Genomic DNA, 16,853 nt, shown 5'->3' on the forward strand with positions numbered 1-16,853 from the left:
TATTAATTTAAATTAATAACATTTAAATCTGTATCAACAGATCCAATGAAAATTTTGGTGACTGATAAGTTTCCGTAATCAGTCGGGTATGATGACCCATAACTGGAAGCAAAGTATATTTGATTTCCTTTTCTGATTAAATCAGGTGTGGAATTGCCTGCAAATCTTAAAGATTTAATTAGATTACCATTTAAATCGTATTTTTTTAAATACCTTCCTGATGATATAATGAATCCACCCTCTGAAAGACATATCAATCCTTGATTATAAGAATTATTTGATAGAAACACCTTCTTAAGTTCGACGCCATCAGAATTAATTATTCTGAACTCATCATGACTGTATAAAACAAAATTGTTATTAGAAAGTTTCTTAATGTGAAATGAAACGTCAAGGTCATTAAAATCATTGATTTTTATTTCTGTTTCGAAAAACTTATAGTCGATAAGTTCAAAATTTGAATCCAGAATCATAATCATAGGCTTATAGTCAATAAAAGTATTTATGCCTGTAACCGTAGATGTTCCGCCGAAAGCAATATAACCGTTATCGACCGCAATAAGATCTCCAATGAATCCCTGCTCTATTTCATTAAAGACTTTAGAGTCCATCTCCTGACCAAGTTCGTCTGTTATTTCTATATAAGGCCTCCTAAAATAAGTGAAGTTTTCATTCTGTTCATCTGTAACTCTTGTTGAACCGAAAAAAACTAATCCTGAATTTACCTCAATTGACCCATATATTGGTTTTGAAGAACTGTATGAGGCGGTTTCTTTATTCCAGTTGGTGTCCAGAAATATTTCACTAGAGCCGATTCTGTCGGTCATAGATTCAAGAGTATGAACTATTTTATTTCCATTGTTAAGTTGTCTTAAAGAAACATGGGATGAATTGTAATTACGATCATGTAGATTGAATTTTGTGATATTGTATGAATTATCAATTTCTACATAGTTAAAGTTTCTGATATCGTTGGAAATTACGTTCTGATAATTTTCTATATAATAGAATTTATCATTTAATATTCCGAAATCGGTAGGGTGAATAAAATCACCTTTGACTACTGGTGGATGAATATAATTATCTTCTATTGGACTTACATTGATTTTAGTAGAAATTGATTTTGATTGACCATCTTGAGTTTTGATGGTTAATCTTATGATATACTCACCTGGATAATCATATGATATACTGGGATTGGGGTCATTACTTGTTGTATCGTTTCCAAAATCAAATTCAAAAGAAATTGCTCCCACAGAACAATTGTTCAGTTCCGTTGATTCACCAATTTCTAAAGTTAATTTTTCTATTTCAAAACATGCAATACTTTCAGGTGAATTGTTGTTGTCTTTGCTACACCCAGCAACAATTAGAATTAATAAAAGTGAAATTTTCTTTATACTTTTCTGCATCGTTTTTGAATTTTATTGATACTAATTACTGGATTTTAACATTGAATAACAGGTATGAATTGACGGATGCCCATTTTCAATTGACGGGGATGAGGAAAAATGACAAAAAATGAGCCCAAAATAGTATTCTACCGTTTGACAATCCATTTTTTTTGAAAATTGATGATTTCCTCTACTTGCTCAATGGTGTAATGGTCGGATAAGGATTCAATCTAAAGATTATCTCCATTTAATAGAGTTTTGGAGACTAAACCAAGACTAAGTGACAGTATTACTAAAAACAAAAAATATAGTATACTCCTTATTGTCATAATTTATAAATCTAATTGTGGTTAAGCCGTGTTAACCTTAAATAATTATTTCTACCAAAGATTTGCCAGCCCACAATTATGGCTATTGGAGAAATAAGACCTAGATATGCAAATGGATTTATCTTATCCAAAATCATTAAAAAATTCCCTGTTATAAAGCATCCGAATATTAGTATAAATAAACCATTATGGATTTGACTAGAGATAATAAAGGAGTGACCTTCATTAACATTTTGATTTTCTCTATGTGAAATTTCCACGGTGTTGGAATAGCACCAATCAACCTTGATTTTCAGTTTAGAGCCTTCTTCGATTTCAATTTTTTTGATCTTTTCATCTGGTTCAAAATAATCTATAAATTCATTATTTATATATATTTTTAAAGCTCTGAAAATAATCATGTAATCTCTCTTTCTTTTTAATATTATAATAGGCATATTTTGTATTTTTCAATTGAATAACGGATTTCTGTAGAGAAACCCGTTATTACAGTTTTTACTTGTTAACAACCAGCTAAATCTGCAGCATAAGCTGCGGCACTAATTGCCAATACAATTCCACCGCCAACGCCGGTCCACCATGCAAATACTTCAATAATAAGAGCTACTCCACCTAATCCTTCAGATAAAAACCATTACATTGTACATTGCCACCAAGAACATTTTCCATTTCGTTTAAATTCATTGTTCTCATAATAGATAAATTTTGGTTTTTGCCGTTCAGGTTAGAGCATAAGAAATTGCGAACAGCATTAACAATTTCCTACTCTGATATAAACCGTAGTTTATTTCTCCTTATCTGAAAGCTTTAAATATTTCTTTTTTCCAATGGTGATGTAATAAAAAGGATATAAACAGATGATAAAAGGAAATAAACCAAAGAATGTGTACTCAGTAACTATGGCAACAAGAGTTGAAAGTAAGATTAAACTTAAAATCAAAACAAAAGCTTTGTTGGATAAAAAGCTGGTCAAAAAAACCTTTTCAGTTTTGTCGTCAACTTGAAACATATTCGAAGAGCAGAACTGAAATTTAGCGCAGAGAGTGTCCCCTTCATTTGCCATTACTTCAACTTCCTGTTGGTAGTCGCCTAAAACTCCTACTTCTTTTTGGTTGGAATATATTTTTATCGTGCCGTTTCTTAGGTTTAGAGTTGGCTTTCGTATAATTTTTATAGTTTTCATATTCAAGTTTTAAACTGGGACAATAAAAATTGTCCCAGTTTTCTTTTACTAATTCATACAAGAAGCTGTAGAAAGCGCCATTGAGGTAGCTGCTAAAGCCAACATTCCCCAACCAATTGGGTTTGATGCAGCAGCCACTGCTGCAACTGCAAATATTAGACCGCTACCACTAACAGCAAAACTAGCTTCTTCTACCGCTCCACTGCATTTACCACCACTAACCTGTTCCATTTCATTTAAGTTCATTGTTCTCATAATACATAAGTTTAAGTTTTTGCCGTTCAGGTTAAGTTTAGGTATAAGAAATTGCGAACGGCGTTTACAATTTCCTTTACTGATATAAACCGTAGTTTATTTCTCTCAAGAAAAGAATTTTACCAATAAAAAGTGTGTATGAATTGACGGATGCCCGTTTTCAATTGACGGATGAAGTGTATCCATCATCTATTAACGTATAATCAGTTTTTTTACAATTCTTTTACCAACTGTTAAATCGTGGTAGATTAAAAAATAGATACCGTTGGATAAGTGGGAAATATCCAATGCAGTGCGATTTTCCCAGCGTTCTACAAGACGCTGTCTTGTGTCAAATATTTCGATGTAAAAGTGATGTTTGTCCGGTTTTACCACATATAAAACTTGGGAGGCTGGATTGGGGTAAATCAAAAAGGCATTTGATAATGCTTGTTCAGACTTGGGTTCAGGCTCAGGTTTGGGTTCGAATGGTATTGAAACCTCAATATACCCATCACAATTTTCGTCAATTTGATTGTCTAGCACCTCCTCCGCACCGGGGTTGATGTCGGCATTGGAATCATCACAATCATCTGCATTGTTGAAACCATCTTGGTCAAGGTCATCGTCTAGAGTTGCGGGATCGCAGTCATCGTCGATACCGTTGTAGGGAATCTCATCCGCACCGGGGTTGATGTCGGCATTGGAATCATCACAATCATCTGCATTGTTGAAACCATCTTGGTCAAGGTCATCGTCTAGAGTTGCGGGATCGCAATCATCGTCAATACCGTTGTAGGGTACTTCTTCTACACCGGGGTTTACGTTGGCATTGGAATCATCGCAATCATCTGCATTGTTGAAACCATCTTGGTCAAGGTCATCGTCCAAGGTGTCCGGGTCGCAGTCATCGTCGATGCCATTGTAGGGAATCTCCTCCGCATCGGGGTTTACGTTGGCATTGGTGTCGTCGCAATCATCTGCATTGTTGAAACCATCCTGATCAAGGTCATCGTCCAAGGTGTCCGGGTCGCAGTCATCGTCGATACCGTTGTAGGGTACTTCTTCTGCACCGGGGTTTACATTGGCATTGGAATCATCGCAATCATCCACTTGGTCGAACCCATCCTGATCAAGGTCGTCGTCCAAGGTGTCCGGGTCGCAGTCATCGTCTATGCCGTTGTAAGGAATCTCCTCCGCACCGGGGTTTACGTTGGCATTGGTGTCGTCGCAATCATTGACTTGGTCGAACCCATCCTGGTCAAGGTCGTCGTCCAAGGTGTCCGGGTCGCAGTCATCGTCGATACCGTTGTAGGGAATCTCCTCCGCACCGGGGTTTACGTTGGCATTGGTGTCGTCACAATCATTGACTTGGTCGAACCCATCTTGGTCAAGGTCGTCGTCCAAGGTGTCCGGGTCACAATCATCATCGATGCCATTGTAGGGAATCTCCTCCGCACCGGGGTTTACGTTGGCATTGGTGTCGTCGCAATCATCTGCATTGTTGAAACCATCTTGGTCAAGGTCATCGTCCAAGGTGTCCGGGTCGCAGTCATCGTCGATGCCATTGTAGGGAATCTCCTCCGCATCGGGGTTTACGTTGGCATTGGTGTCGTCGCAATCAATATCAGACAGTGCCCCATCTTCGTCATAATCAATAATTCCGATTCCATAATGGAGCCCTAAATAGTTTTTTATTGATATTGCGCATGATTCAGCAAACTGTTCTCTTACTGCCTCACCACCGTTTATTCGGATATCTTGGTCGGCCTCAATTTGAAAAGCATCAAAATTATCATTGAAGTGAGCTCCATGGTAATATACATTGTACCCTCCGTTAAAGTATGGTTCATTAAAATTGGGATAGGGATCGGCCGGACTTGGAACAGCAGGATATCCTTTGTTATGAATAAGAGCTCCAAAGCTTAAAGGGCCTCTCACCAATTCTGAATGCGTTAGATTTAGAACATTATCGTTGACCAAGTTTTTAGTACTATTTCTATTAATGTGAAATTGTCCGTTCAGCTCGTCATCTGTGGTGTTAAGATCGTTATGTGTTAGTATATACCCTAATTCTATTCGTTGGATTTGATGGCCGTGTCCATGTAGGTCCACTAAAAGTCCTCTTTCAAAATCTTGACCAATCTTGGTTTTTGCGTCTTCTATAAAATCTTGATAATTCTGCCAGGCTTGCACCCCAATGGGGTCGCCATCCGCACCCTCTTCAATGGGGCGATTGGTGTCCAGTTTACTGCGGTCCAGAAGATTGATGATTACATGCGGGTAATGACCTGTTTCGTTAAAAAAGTATTGGGTAATGCTCCTCCCAATTTCCTGAGTAAAAGAGTCTCTCTTATAATTACAGCCATCACAGTCCCTATCCGCTACCTCGTCCGGTACCAAATACCCACCATGAGGTATGGATATAATGAGTGGATAATTGCCTGTAATGTATTCAATATAACCTGTATCATCGAAGGAGCTTTGACCTGGTAACTGAGCTAAAAGTGAATTGGAAAAGAACAGCGTACAAAGTACGCAGAGCCTGAAAATGTCGTGGAATAACGATGGTTTCATAACCTTAAGATTAAATAATCAATCCATTTGATGTACGGGGTTTTACACCTTTGATCTATTAATATTAAATAAGGTTATGCTACAGTTCTGTTATCTATTAAAGTTATAAATCGATTACTGTTTCGGGTTATGAAAATTGATGAATGCCCCTTTTCAATTGATGAAAAGTCCTTTATTGGTAATTTTGTAGCTTGACAATGACAAACCTGTAAGTATAATCACTTTTTTTTATACAGAAGGGAATGTTAAAAGTTGATTATCAGCTATTTGACTATTGTGACAATTTCGAGATTATCCCTTTCCAACGGTATTTTCGAATGAACTTGCCTTCTTTTTTGGTCACATATTTGGACGTTTGTCCTAAATAGGATTGTATAAAACCCAATATTGCGAATAAATACAACGATGGACTTTTAGCTTGCCATGCCATTTTTAAGGCGGCAATTTTGGTAAGCACAAGTCCGTATCGCATTTTGTACATGGCAATACCTTTGGCTCTGTAGTTTTTGGAAGAATATCCATGACCGGTAGGGCGTAGGTGTTTTACCAGAAGATCGGGGAGTGTCAAGGTTTCAAAATCGTGAAATTTGGCCAAAAGAATATCCACTGTGTCCCAGCCTATACCCGCTCGCAAGCCTCCTATTTTGTTAAAGCAGGCTTTGTGATAGAGTTTGATCGGGCCTCGGATATGGTTTTTGTCGGCGATGTTCTCATAGACCCATTTGTGTTCTTTTTTGATGAAAAGGAGTCCTGAGCACATTCCTAGTTTCCAATTGGCCTGAAATTGATTCACAATGAGTTCAAAATAATTGTTTGGGAGAACAATATCTGCATCAAATTTGCCAATGAGGTCATATTCCGAAGCATGTTCCAAACCAAAATTAAAAGTGTCTACAACCTTTTTCCCGGGGATATGTTCATCCGAAGAAAAACGCTTTACTACTTTTATCCAGTTATGTTGTTGGGCAAAACCTTGGGCTATCAAGAACGTATCGTCCGTAGAATTATCGTCCACCACAATGAGCTCATTGGGCAAATAGGTCTGCTTTGCAAATGAGTTTAAGCACTCGTTTAAATGGGCAGCCTCATTATGGGCGGGAACAACAATACTTATTTTCATGGGCTATGTTCTTCTATAATCGTGGGTATAATCCCAAGTTGCATTAAGGCCTTTCAGCGTACACAATATAGTATCGGTCGGTGAAGTATCTAAGAATCGGTCTAATACCAATTTTTTTGGTAGGGTTTGTCCATTTGGCAGTGTCTTTAATGTGCCAACCCGATTTTTCCAACAGCCAATCAAACTGCCAATCTTCAAACTCATGATAATGCCTGTCCCATGGGTCGGTTTTACTGCGATACGCAGGGGAGAACCATAATCGCATGGGTATGCTTGCAATCAATTTTTTGGCTTTGATTTCCCTTAGAACATTAAAAGGAGCCACTAAATGTTCAAATATTTCAAAAGCGGTCACTACATCCACATCCGATTGGACAACCCGGCTAAAGTCCACATCCAAATCTTCACCTTTTGTATTTTCCACCTGAAACCCGTTGGTCCTCATTATCTCCGAAAAAGGATTATCCACCCCCAGGTCTAAAATCGATTCGGCAGGGTCAACGTGTTTTTGCAAAAACTCGAGGGTGTGCCTGTAACGTTTATTGGGAAAGTTGTTTTCGTACATGGGCTAAAATTCCAAAAAACAAATAACAATTCCCAAATTACTTTTACGTTAGATCGATTTTGTGATGAGATCAATACCGATAAACAATGGCATTGATGTTCATTCCGGCACCAACACTGGCAAACATGATAACATCCCCTTTTTGTAGATCGTGCCCTGGGAGATTGCCCTGTAGGACCATGTCGTATAAAGTGGGAATGGTGGCCACGGAACTGTTTCCCAGTTCGTGAATGCTCATGGGCATAATATTCTCTGGAACACGCTTGCCATAACTTTTGTAAAAGCGCTTAATTATGGCTTCGTCCATTTTTTCGTTGGCCTGATGGATGAAGATTTTTTTTACGTTGTCAATATCCGTGCCGCTCTTGTCCAGACATTCGGCCATAGCCTTGGGTACATTGATGCAGGCAAATTCGTAAATTTTACGTCCCTGCATTTTTATAAATCTAGTGTTCTGGTTTTGCTCTGGATTGTTGGACTTGTCAAAATTTAGGTAGTAAGCCTCCTCATTGGCATATGTTTCCGATGCGTGGGCAAGAATTTCCCCCGAAGGAGCATTGGCTTCAAGAATGGCGGCTCCTGCACCATCGGCAAAGATCATGCTGTCGCGGTCGTGTGGATCGATAACCCTGGAAAGCGTTTCACCCCCAATAACCAAACATTTTTTGGCCATTCCACTTTTGATGAAGGCGGATGCCTGAATTATTCCTTCAACCCAACCGGGACAACCAAAAATAAGATCGTAGGCAACACATTTGGGGTTTTTAATGCGTAAAAGATGTTTTACCCTCGAAGCCAAGCTTGGCAACATATCACTTTGGGTCTTGCCAGCAGTAAGATCTCCAAAATTATGGGCAAAAATAATGTAGTCCAGTTCTTCCTTGTCAATTCCTGCATTTTGGACCGCTTTTTCTGCGGCCAAAAAACCAATATCGGAGGTTTTTAATTCCGGTTTTGCATAACGCCTTGCCTTAATTCCGGTTATGGCCTTGAATTTTTCTACGATAACCGTATTGGGCTGTTCAAATTTAGAACCGTCCGTTTCTAAAAATGCATGTTCCAAAAATGCTTCGTTTGTAGTAATGATGGAGGGGATGTAACTTCCTGTTCCGGATATGCCTATTTTCATGCTGAGGATAATTTGATCTAAGATACATCATTGTATGTTTTTTATTATGCATGCATAATAAATCTTACAATGCCCAGTCCCGTTCTGGAACTTTATTGGAATCAAAAAAGCCCTGAAGGCATAACGTCTTCAGGGCTATATATCAATGCTCATCGAGGTTTTTAAGCCTCCATGTATTCTTCAATCGGTGCACAAGTACAAATTAAATTACGATCCCCAAAAGCTTCATCGGTTCTTCTAATACTAGGCCAAAACTTATTTTCGGCAACATAGGTCAACGGATAGGCGGCTTTTTCTCTGGAATAGGGAAAATCCCAAGAATCGTTGGTTAGCATACCAAGCGTGTGGGGTGCATTTTTTAGTACGTTGTTGGGCTCTCCAGCTGTGGCCTCATCGATTTCTTGCCTTATGGAAAGCATGGCGTCGCAGAATTTATCGAGTTCTGCCAGGCTTTCACTTTCTGTTGGCTCTATCATTAAAGTGCCGGCTACAGGGAACGATACCGTTGGGGCATGGAAGCCATAATCTATCAATCGCTTTGCGATATCGGTAACTTCTATGCCATTGGCTTTAAACGGACGACAATCCACGATCATCTCATGTGCGGCTCGGCCCCGTTCACCGGCATAAAGAACATCGAATTTTCCTTTTAATCGGTCCTTTATGTAGTTGGCATTCAAAATAGCAGCTTTGGTAGCATTGGTCAAACCTTCGGCCCCCAACATTTTAATATACCCATAGGAGATCAAACATACCAATGAGCTGCCCCATGGAGCTGCGGATATGGCGGTAATAGCATCTTTTCCACCCGTTTTAACCACGGGATTGGACGGTAAGAACGGTTTTAATTGTTCAGCTACGCAAATTGGCCCAACTCCGGGCCCACCGCCTCCGTGTGGAATGGCAAATGTTTTGTGTAAGTTTAAGTGGCATACATCTGCACCTATGGTGGCCGGATTGGTCAAGCCTACTTGAGCGTTCATGTTGGCGCCATCCATGTAAACTTGACCACCGTGGTCGTGTATCAGTTTGGTAATCTGTTTTATGGATGATTCAAAAACCCCATGGGTGGAAGGGTAGGTTACCATTAAGGCTGCAAGGTTTTCGGCATGTTTAACCACTTTTTCCTCCAAGTCGGTTACATCAATATTTCCTTGGTCATCTGTTTTGGTCACCACCACTTTCATTCCGGCCATTACGGCAGAAGCAGGGTTGGTGCCATGTGCGGACGCCGGAATAATACAGATATTACGGTGTCCTTCGCCACGGGATTCGTGGTAAGCGCGTATGACCATTAAGCCGGCATACTCACCTTGGGCTCCCGAGTTAGGTTGTAGTGATGTGGCAGCGAAACCTGTAATAACGTTCAGTTGCTCCTCCAAGGATTGAAGAACTTCTTGATAGCCTTGTGCCTGATCCAGTGGGGCAAAGGGATGGATATTGCCCCATTGTGGCCAACTTAATGGTAGCATTTCCGAAGCTGCATTGAGCTTCATAGTGCAGCTACCCAAGGAAATCATAGAGTGGTTCAGTGCCAAATCCTTACGCTCCAATTTTTTGATGTAGCGCATCAACTCGGTTTCTGAATGATAGGAGTTGAAGACTTCATGCTCCATAAATGGAGCTTTTCTCTGAAGACCGGCGGGTATGGCATCGTCCAATTCTAAGTCTATTAAAGACTTTTCCTGTAAATTGTGTGATTCAAGGAAACAAGATATCAATGTGTTCAAATCCGATTCCGAAACGGATTCATTCATCGAAATGGACACAGTTTCCCCATCTACATAAAATAGGTTGATGCCTTTCTTCTCGGCAAGCTCTTTAAGGCGCTTCGTGTTTTTGACTTTTACTTGTACAGTGTCAAAATAGGAAGAGTTTACTTGGTCAAACCCACAAGCTTCCAGACTTTTGGCCAATTTTTTAGTATAGCCGTGTACTTTATCGGCGATGTATTTTAATCCATCCGGTCCGTGATAAACGGCGTACATCCCGGCCATTACGGCCAATAGTACTTGGGCGGTACAAATATTGGAGGTGGCCTTGTCCCTTTTTATATGTTGTTCCCTTGTTTGTAATGCCATACGCAAGGCACGGTTACCATCAGTATCTTTGGTAACACCGATTATACGGCCCGGGATACTTCTCTTATATTCTTCTTTGGTGGCAAAAAAAGCAGCGTGCGGTCCTCCGTAACCCAAGGGGATACCAAAGCGTTGTGTAGTTCCCACCACGGCATCTACGCCCCATTCTCCAGGAGGGGTCAGCATAACCAAACTTAGAATATCGGCAGCAACGGCCACTTTTATATCCTTGGCTTTTGCATTTTCCACAAAGGATGCATAATCATGGACCTGACCGTATTTTCCGGGATACTGTAACATAGCGCCATAAAAATCATCGGAAAATTGAAAAGTTTCATGGTTGCCCACTACCAATTCTATACCTAAAGGTATAGCCCGCGTTTTGAGCAAGCTCAATGTTTGCGGCAAAATCTCTTCGGATACAAAGAACTTGCTTACTTGTTCTTTTTTCTGGGGACGACTGCGCAATTCAAACAACATGGTCATCGCTTCGGCCGCAGCGGTACTTTCGTCCAAAAGCGAGGCATTGGCAATTTCCATGCCGGTTAGGTCGGAAACCATGGTCTGGAAGTTAAGCAATGCTTCCAGTCTTCCTTGGGCAATCTCGGCCTGATAAGGCGTGTAAGCGGTGTACCACCCCGGGTTTTCCAATATATTTCGTTTGATTACCGATGGTGTCAAGGTTTCATGGTATCCCAGCCCGATATAACTTTTAAAAACCTTGTTCTTTTCGGCCAGTTTGTGAAGGTGGCTCAGGAATTCGTGTTCACTTATCCCTTCGGGAAGATCAAGTGTCTTTTTTAATTTGATGTCATCGGGGATAGTCTCATAAATGAGTTGATCCATACTATCGACCCCAATAGTTTCGAGCATGTGGGGCAAGTCCTTTTCTGTAATGCCAATGTGCCTGGCAGCAAAAACCTCTGTGTTCATGTTCAATCCAATAAAGTGCACAAAATTAGGGATAAATTCGATGAAAATGGTCAATTTTGAATATCACGGGAACAAAGTTGTTAACCACAAATTAACCTTGAGTGAAATAGAAGCGACAATGATTTGATGCGAACCTTAAAAGCTATATTCGACTTTTATCTCGATGCCAGTATCCATGTGGCCGTTTCGGTTATTTCTATGGCCGGGGCAACATTTTATTTGATGGGCAGCTCTACCGATATATATCTTTTGGGCTTTATTTTTTTTAGTGTGATCGTTTGTTACAACTTTATAAAATATGGGGTAGAGGCCTATAAGTATATAATCGTGTCCAATGCGTACCACAAGCTTATCCAAGTTTTTAGTTTTTTGTCGTTCGGTATGGCCATTCTTTTTCTGATGCGATTGGATGCCAAAATATGGGTGGCAACCATTTGTCTTGCAGTATTGTCCGTACTTTATGCGGTTCCTTTATTGCCCAGGGCCAGGAACTTAAGGAATTTAGCTGGTCTTAAAGTGTATATTGTGGCCTTTGTTTGGGCCGGATTCACGGTCTTGCTGCCGGTTTTGGATGCCGATATGCCCTTGGATTGGGATTTTGCAGTTACATTTATCCAGAGGATGCTTTTGGTCTTGATTCTTATTCTACCGTTTGAAATCCGCGATTTACAATGGGACCACAAGAGTTTGAGAACCTTACCACAACTATTGGGTGAACGCAATACCCGGCGCTTGGGAACTATATTGTCCTTGGTTTTCTTTATGATCACATTTTTAAAGGACAACCTGAAAAGCGAGGAAATAGCCCTCAGACTGATCCTGGTCGCAATATTGATTTTTGTTTTGCAGATGGGTAAAAAAATGCGTTCCAAGTATTTTGTAATGTTCTGGATAGAAGCAATCCCTATTTTTTGGTTGGGTCTGCTTTGGCTTTCGGAAAGATACGGTTAGGCATTCTTTTTTTCCAGGTCCCTTTTCATTTTTTCCTTGTCTTCTTCGGACAATACAGTAAGTCCGGCCCTATCGCAAAGCGAGGTCAGTTCGTTGTTCTTCTTGGAATATCCTTTGCATACTTTGCAGGTAAACAAGTGAAAGCGCAACTTGATAATATCCCAAAAACTTGCTTCCTTGTATTGGGATTTATCGCAGATGCCCTGTGCTTCCTCACATGAAATCTTCATAGCTAAAACCAATTTTCGTTTAAACAACCCATTAATGCAGTTCTTGCCCTATGGATCATTACCCATAAGTTGGACGGATTTATACCCAATTCATTACAAACATCTTCCGTGCTCATGCCCTGTATGGTTTTCATGCTAAAAACCAATGCTTGTTTTTGGGGTAATTTGGATATACAATCTTGTAGTGCATCACCCAATTCCTCGTTCTCAAGTACATTGTCGCCGTCTTTACTGTAAGGGTCGGCTACCTGCTGTTCCAGCCAATCACCTTCAGCATCGGTATCGGAACTATAATTTATACGTACTTCTGCTTTGCCTTTTTTTGAATTGATTTTTCGGTAGTGGTCTATAACCTTTCGTTTTAGGATGGACACCAACCAAGTTCGCTCGGCAGCATCGCCCTTGTAGTTTTTAGCTGAATTAAGACCTGCAAAAAAGGTCTCTTGAACCAAATCCTTTGCAATTTCTGTGTCGCTTACACGGGATACTGCATAGTTAAAGAGGTAATCCGCATATTGATCTACCCAAGTGTCCGGTTGAAGTTTATGTTTGGTCATATTCCTATCGAATAACCAAAAGTAATGGTTTTTGGCGTTTTAACATAGGTTTTGAGGCAGGTTAGACGTATGAATTGCTCCTACCTAACACATTGTTTGTGGTTTAACAACAATTTAGTTCTATAAAAAAAAGGAAAATTGAGTTTATTTGAATTGGGTCAGGATGTTTTTTACCTGTTCCGATTTTAGCGGTTTGATCAAATAATCGGTAATGGCATCGTTTCTTTTGGCCTTGCGGATGTCTTTAGGGTCAATGGAAGAGGATACAAGATATACCTGTATGGGTTTGTTCAGCTTTGGTAGCAGATCTGCGAATTCATCCATAAATTGGAACCCATCCATTACGGGCATGTTGATGTCCAGAAAAATAATATCGGGCAGTGCATCCTTATCATTTTTATTGTTGATGATATATTCGAGTGCTTGGGCGCCGTCGGTAAAAACTTGGGTAGATTTTACCGTAGGGATGTTTCTTATGGTCACCTTCATGGTAAATTGATAGATATCATCATCGTCGACTATACATACATTAATAGGTTTCATGGGGGTCAATGATTTAGGTTAACAAAAAAGGATGTGCCGATGCCCGGTTCGCTCTCGGCCCAAATTTTTCCGCCCATGGCGTCTATTTGTGCCTTGGTCAGAAAAAGGCCCACGCCTTTGGCGTCCTTGTTACGATGGAACACCTTGCTAAATCCAAACAATTTATGTCCGTTTTTTTTAAGGTCGATGCCCAGTCCGTTGTCCCGAAATTCCAGTTGGGTCCTTCCATTTTCTATTTTGGACTTCACCAATATTTTTGGTTTTCTATTCTCGTCCCTATACTTCAACGAATTGCTGATCAGATTCAGGAAAATGCTCTCCAAATAAATTTTATTGTACATGGCGCTTTCGACTTCGGAAAAATCATGTTCAATAATTGCTTCGGTCTTCAGTATTTGGGCGGCTAGCATATCCTTTGTCTTCTGGAGGATAGATTCAAAAATGGTCTCTTCGAGGGCAACGTTGGTCTTGTTTTTTATTACCAAGGACTCTACTAGTGTGTCCAAAGTCCAGGTTAAATGATTGGTAACAGATTCCATTTTTTCTATGAGCTCCTCCCGCAGGTCACTGTCCTCCTCCGTCTTGTAAATATTGATCAGGGAACTTAGGTTGCTCACCGGCGATCGCAGATTATGCGATGTTATATGGTTGAATTCGGCCAGTTGCTTATTCTGGATTTTTAGCTTGTTTGCGGATTCCTTTAAACTTTTATTGGTTTCCAAAATCCGATGGGCACTCTGTTTTTGTTCGGTAATATCCCGAATGGCCAAGGAGACCAACAGTCCCTCGGAGGTTACAAGAGGACTAAGGGTGACCTGAACGGGTATTTGAAAACCAGCTTTGTTTTGTACATAGAAATCGAGATCGGCAGGCAGTCCTGTATGTTTTGGGTCTTTAAAAAATATGTTGGCGTGGTACTCCATGGTATCCCACAAGCGATTGGGTACGAGCATGGAAACATGTTGGTCTACAAGTTCGGTTGCCTTGTACCCGAACATTTTTTCCGCTTGTTTGTTGGCCAATTGTATCAGACCTTTTGTGTCTACAATGATCATTGTGTCCGGTGCGGAATCCAATAGGCCCCGGAACTTAATTTCGGACATACGTTGTTCTGTAATGTCCTGTGTGATCCCAACCATTTTTAGAACATTTCCTGCTCTGTCCGTTACCACCTCGCCATAAAGTTCAACGGTTCTCACCGCTCCACTATCGTAAACAATACGGTGCATAAACTTTCTGAACTTTTTTTCTGCAATAAATTCCTCTGCATGGGCGCGGAACATATCCCTGTCGTCGGGGTGAATGGCTTCAACCACATTCTCAAAACCAAGGGGAGTGCCCACCTCCATGTCAAAGATTCGGTACATGTTGTCGGACCAAGTAAGATGGTCGTTCACTACATCCCATTCCCAATATCCTATTTTTGCCAGTTCTTCGGCAAAGGTCATTTGCTGGTTTTTTTGAATTACCTCTTGAGCTTTGTTGAATTGATCGGTAATATCTTGGCATGTGCCCAGCATTTCAATGGTTTGCCCATGGGCCACATTGACAATTCCAGTGGATTTAATGGTTTTTACGGAACCATCTTGTAACCGGATACGATAGTTAAGGTCTTCGTAAACCCCTGTTTCTGCTGCTTCGCCTATCTTTCGTTCCACAAAAGGTCGATCTTCTTCATGTACATAGTTTAAATACACTTCATAACTTAAGTCTGCGTCTTTTGGGTGTCCGTAGATGTCGTATAAGTTATCGGACCATTGTACTTCATTGGTAAGTGCGTTCCATTTCCAGTTGCCGATTTTGGCCATCTTTTCGGCAAGGTTGAGCTGCTGGTTCTTAATTATAAGTTCTTGTTCCTTTATGGTTTGTTCGGTAATATCTTGACACGTGCCCAGAATTTCCTGGACCATTCCTTTGCTGTCCGTTATAGCCTGCCCAACGGTATTAATGGTTTTTAGGGTTCCATCTTTTAACTGGATACGATAAACAATGGGCTCAAAATTTCTTGTAGCTACAGCGTTTTCCATATTTGCCTTAACGGCTTCTCTGTCTTCATGGAAAATGGTGTTCAAAAATACTTCGGTATCAACTTTGATGTTTTTGTCAACTCCTGATATTTCATATAAGTTATCCGACCAATAGGCTGTGTCGGTATCCAAACACCAGCGCCAGTGTCCGATTTTTGCGATTTTTTCGGCGTTGTTGAGTTGTTGGTTCTTTTTTATTAATTCTTGTTTCTGATGCACAAATTCCGTTATATCCTGAGAGGTGCCGATTATCTGATCTATTTCTCTCTGTTCATTAACAATGATCTCTCCTAAGACTTTAAAATGGTGTATACTGCCATCTTTGTGTTTTATTCTGTGGGTGAAGGGTTCAAATATCTTGGTTTCGTTGCATTTGTCTATATGCTCCAAGATCTTTTTTCTATCCTCTCCGGGAATGTGTTTTAAATATTTTTCCAAGGTCATTGGAACACCGATTTTAAAGTCGGCTATCCTGTACATATTTTCGGACCAAGTGAATTTTTGGGATACCGGATCTATTCTCCAATGGCCTATATGGGCCATTTTTTCGGCAAAACCTAGGAGCTGGTTCTTTCGGGTCAAATCGAATTTTATTCTTTTTCGCTCCGTAATATCCTGTAGAACGCCAATGATCTTAACACAATTGCCATTCCTGAACTCTGGATATCCTATGTTCCGTACATATCGCTGATTTCCTTTGGCGGTTATCATTTCCACATCCAGATCAAAAGGTTCTCCATGTTCCTTTGCCCGGTTTAATGCCTGTATGGCTTGTTCCCTACAATTTCCCTCCTTGAAAAAATATTTGATATTTTCCAGTGTTGGCACAAAATCGCTTGGCACTTCCGTAATTTCTCGGGTAACTCCGCTCCAATATATTGTATTGGATGCAACGCTAAGTTCATATATGCCGACCTTTGCGATCTTTAAGGTTTTTTCGAACAAATCCCTTGTGCTGATATCTTCAATATCCCAATGCTTCATTTTAAAGGTTGATTAC

Annotated in this window: 14 protein-coding genes; 1 reads left to right on the forward strand and 13 read right to left on the reverse strand. The window is 40.3% G+C overall.

Annotation, left to right across the window (positions count from 1 at the left end; all coding sequences use genetic code 11):
• Positions 1-2: 2 nt before the first annotated feature.
• The 9 genes from ACXAFK_RS04600 to gcvP all read right to left on the reverse strand — a co-directional run bounded on the left by ACXAFK_RS04600 (position 3) and on the right by gcvP (position 11,545).
• A complete protein-coding gene (locus ACXAFK_RS04600) occupies positions 3-1,412 on the reverse strand; it encodes a PKD domain-containing protein (protein ID WP_474956961.1) in 1,410 nt (469 codons plus the stop codon).
• Between the two features lie 322 nt (positions 1,413-1,734).
• Positions 1,735-2,160, reverse strand: a complete 426-nt coding sequence (locus ACXAFK_RS04605) for a hypothetical protein (protein WP_474956962.1) — start codon at positions 2,158-2,160, stop codon at positions 1,735-1,737.
• Between the two features lie 347 nt (positions 2,161-2,507).
• Positions 2,508-2,906 (reverse strand): hypothetical protein, encoded by a 399-nt coding sequence (locus tag ACXAFK_RS04610; RefSeq protein ID WP_474956963.1) that lies wholly within the window; start codon positions 2,904-2,906, stop codon positions 2,508-2,510.
• A 48-nt stretch (positions 2,907-2,954) separates the two neighbouring features.
• Positions 2,955-3,161 (reverse strand): hypothetical protein, encoded by a 207-nt coding sequence (locus ACXAFK_RS04615; RefSeq protein WP_474956964.1) that lies wholly within the window; start codon positions 3,159-3,161, stop codon positions 2,955-2,957.
• Positions 3,162-3,353: 192 nt separating this feature from the next.
• Complete coding sequence (locus ACXAFK_RS04620; protein ID WP_474956965.1) at positions 3,354-5,717, reverse strand: MopE-related protein; 2,364 nt, start codon at positions 5,715-5,717, stop codon at positions 3,354-3,356.
• Between the two features lie 271 nt (positions 5,718-5,988).
• Positions 5,989-6,837 carry a glycosyltransferase family 2 protein gene (locus tag ACXAFK_RS04625; protein WP_474956966.1) on the reverse strand — a complete coding sequence of 283 codons (849 nt, stop codon included), beginning with the start codon at positions 6,835-6,837 and terminating at the stop codon, positions 5,989-5,991.
• Between the two features lie 43 nt (positions 6,838-6,880).
• Positions 6,881-7,402, reverse strand: coding sequence for a class I SAM-dependent methyltransferase (locus ACXAFK_RS04630; protein ID WP_474956967.1), 522 nt, complete (start codon positions 7,400-7,402; stop codon positions 6,881-6,883).
• A gap of 70 nt (positions 7,403-7,472) precedes the next feature.
• On the reverse strand, positions 7,473-8,531 hold the full coding sequence (locus ACXAFK_RS04635) for a 3-oxoacyl-ACP synthase III family protein (protein ID WP_474956968.1): 1,059 nt from the start codon (positions 8,529-8,531) through the stop codon (positions 7,473-7,475).
• 161 nt (positions 8,532-8,692) lie between these two features.
• On the reverse strand, positions 8,693-11,545 hold the full coding sequence (gene gcvP / locus ACXAFK_RS04640) for an aminomethyl-transferring glycine dehydrogenase (protein WP_474958151.1): 2,853 nt from the start codon (positions 11,543-11,545) through the stop codon (positions 8,693-8,695).
• Between the two features lie 126 nt (positions 11,546-11,671).
• Here gcvP and ACXAFK_RS04645 point away from each other — a divergent pair, with 126 nt between their 5' ends.
• Positions 11,672-12,496 (forward strand): UbiA prenyltransferase family protein, encoded by an 825-nt coding sequence (locus tag ACXAFK_RS04645; protein ID WP_252080549.1) that lies wholly within the window; start codon positions 11,672-11,674, stop codon positions 12,494-12,496.
• Here ACXAFK_RS04645 and ACXAFK_RS04650 read toward each other — a convergent pair.
• The 4 genes from ACXAFK_RS04650 to ACXAFK_RS04665 form a co-directional block, all read right to left on the reverse strand.
• Complete coding sequence (locus ACXAFK_RS04650; RefSeq protein ID WP_224837389.1) at positions 12,493-12,726, reverse strand: hypothetical protein; 234 nt, start codon at positions 12,724-12,726, stop codon at positions 12,493-12,495. The genes ACXAFK_RS04645 and ACXAFK_RS04650 overlap by 4 nt on opposite strands.
• 2 nt (positions 12,727-12,728) lie before the next feature.
• A complete protein-coding gene (locus ACXAFK_RS04655) occupies positions 12,729-13,283 on the reverse strand; it encodes a sigma-70 family RNA polymerase sigma factor (RefSeq protein WP_224837390.1) in 555 nt (184 codons plus the stop codon).
• A 144-nt stretch (positions 13,284-13,427) separates the two neighbouring features.
• Positions 13,428-13,826: a response regulator gene (locus tag ACXAFK_RS04660; RefSeq protein WP_338196588.1), complete on the reverse strand. Its 399-nt coding sequence runs from the start codon at positions 13,824-13,826 to the stop codon at positions 13,428-13,430.
• A 5-nt stretch (positions 13,827-13,831) separates the two neighbouring features.
• Entirely contained in the window at positions 13,832-16,837 is a 3,006-nt protein-coding gene (locus tag ACXAFK_RS04665) for a PAS domain-containing sensor histidine kinase (protein WP_474956969.1), read from the reverse strand.
• Positions 16,838-16,853 lie beyond the last annotated feature (16 nt).

It is taken from the genome of Flagellimonas sp. ABD4_174 (assembly GCF_056160185.1).

Coding starts and splice junctions, on each gene's coding strand:
- ACXAFK_RS04600 (WP_474956961.1), bottom strand. CDS start 1,412: ATGCAGAAAAGTATAAAGAAAATTTCACTTTTATTAATTCTAATTGTT.
- ACXAFK_RS04605 (WP_474956962.1), bottom strand. CDS start 2,160: ATGCCTATTATAATATTAAAAAGAAAGAGAGATTACATGATTATTTTC.
- ACXAFK_RS04610 (WP_474956963.1), bottom strand. CDS start 2,906: ATGAAAACTATAAAAATTATACGAAAGCCAACTCTAAACCTAAGAAAC.
- ACXAFK_RS04615 (WP_474956964.1), bottom strand. CDS start 3,161: ATGAGAACAATGAACTTAAATGAAATGGAACAGGTTAGTGGTGGTAAA.
- ACXAFK_RS04620 (WP_474956965.1), bottom strand. CDS start 5,717: ATGAAACCATCGTTATTCCACGACATTTTCAGGCTCTGCGTACTTTGT.
- ACXAFK_RS04625 (WP_474956966.1), bottom strand. CDS start 6,837: ATGAAAATAAGTATTGTTGTTCCCGCCCATAATGAGGCTGCCCATTTA.
- ACXAFK_RS04630 (WP_474956967.1), bottom strand. CDS start 7,402: ATGTACGAAAACAACTTTCCCAATAAACGTTACAGGCACACCCTCGAG.
- ACXAFK_RS04635 (WP_474956968.1), bottom strand. CDS start 8,531: ATGAAAATAGGCATATCCGGAACAGGAAGTTACATCCCCTCCATCATT.
- gcvP (WP_474958151.1), bottom strand. CDS start 11,545: ATGAACACAGAGGTTTTTGCTGCCAGGCACATTGGCATTACAGAAAAG.
- ACXAFK_RS04645 (WP_252080549.1), top strand. CDS start 11,672: ATGCGAACCTTAAAAGCTATATTCGACTTTTATCTCGATGCCAGTATC.
- ACXAFK_RS04650 (WP_224837389.1), bottom strand. CDS start 12,726: ATGAAGATTTCATGTGAGGAAGCACAGGGCATCTGCGATAAATCCCAA.
- ACXAFK_RS04655 (WP_224837390.1), bottom strand. CDS start 13,283: ATGACCAAACATAAACTTCAACCGGACACTTGGGTAGATCAATATGCG.
- ACXAFK_RS04660 (WP_338196588.1), bottom strand. CDS start 13,826: ATGAAACCTATTAATGTATGTATAGTCGACGATGATGATATCTATCAA.
- ACXAFK_RS04665 (WP_474956969.1), bottom strand. CDS start 16,837: ATGAAGCATTGGGATATTGAAGATATCAGCACAAGGGATTTGTTCGAA.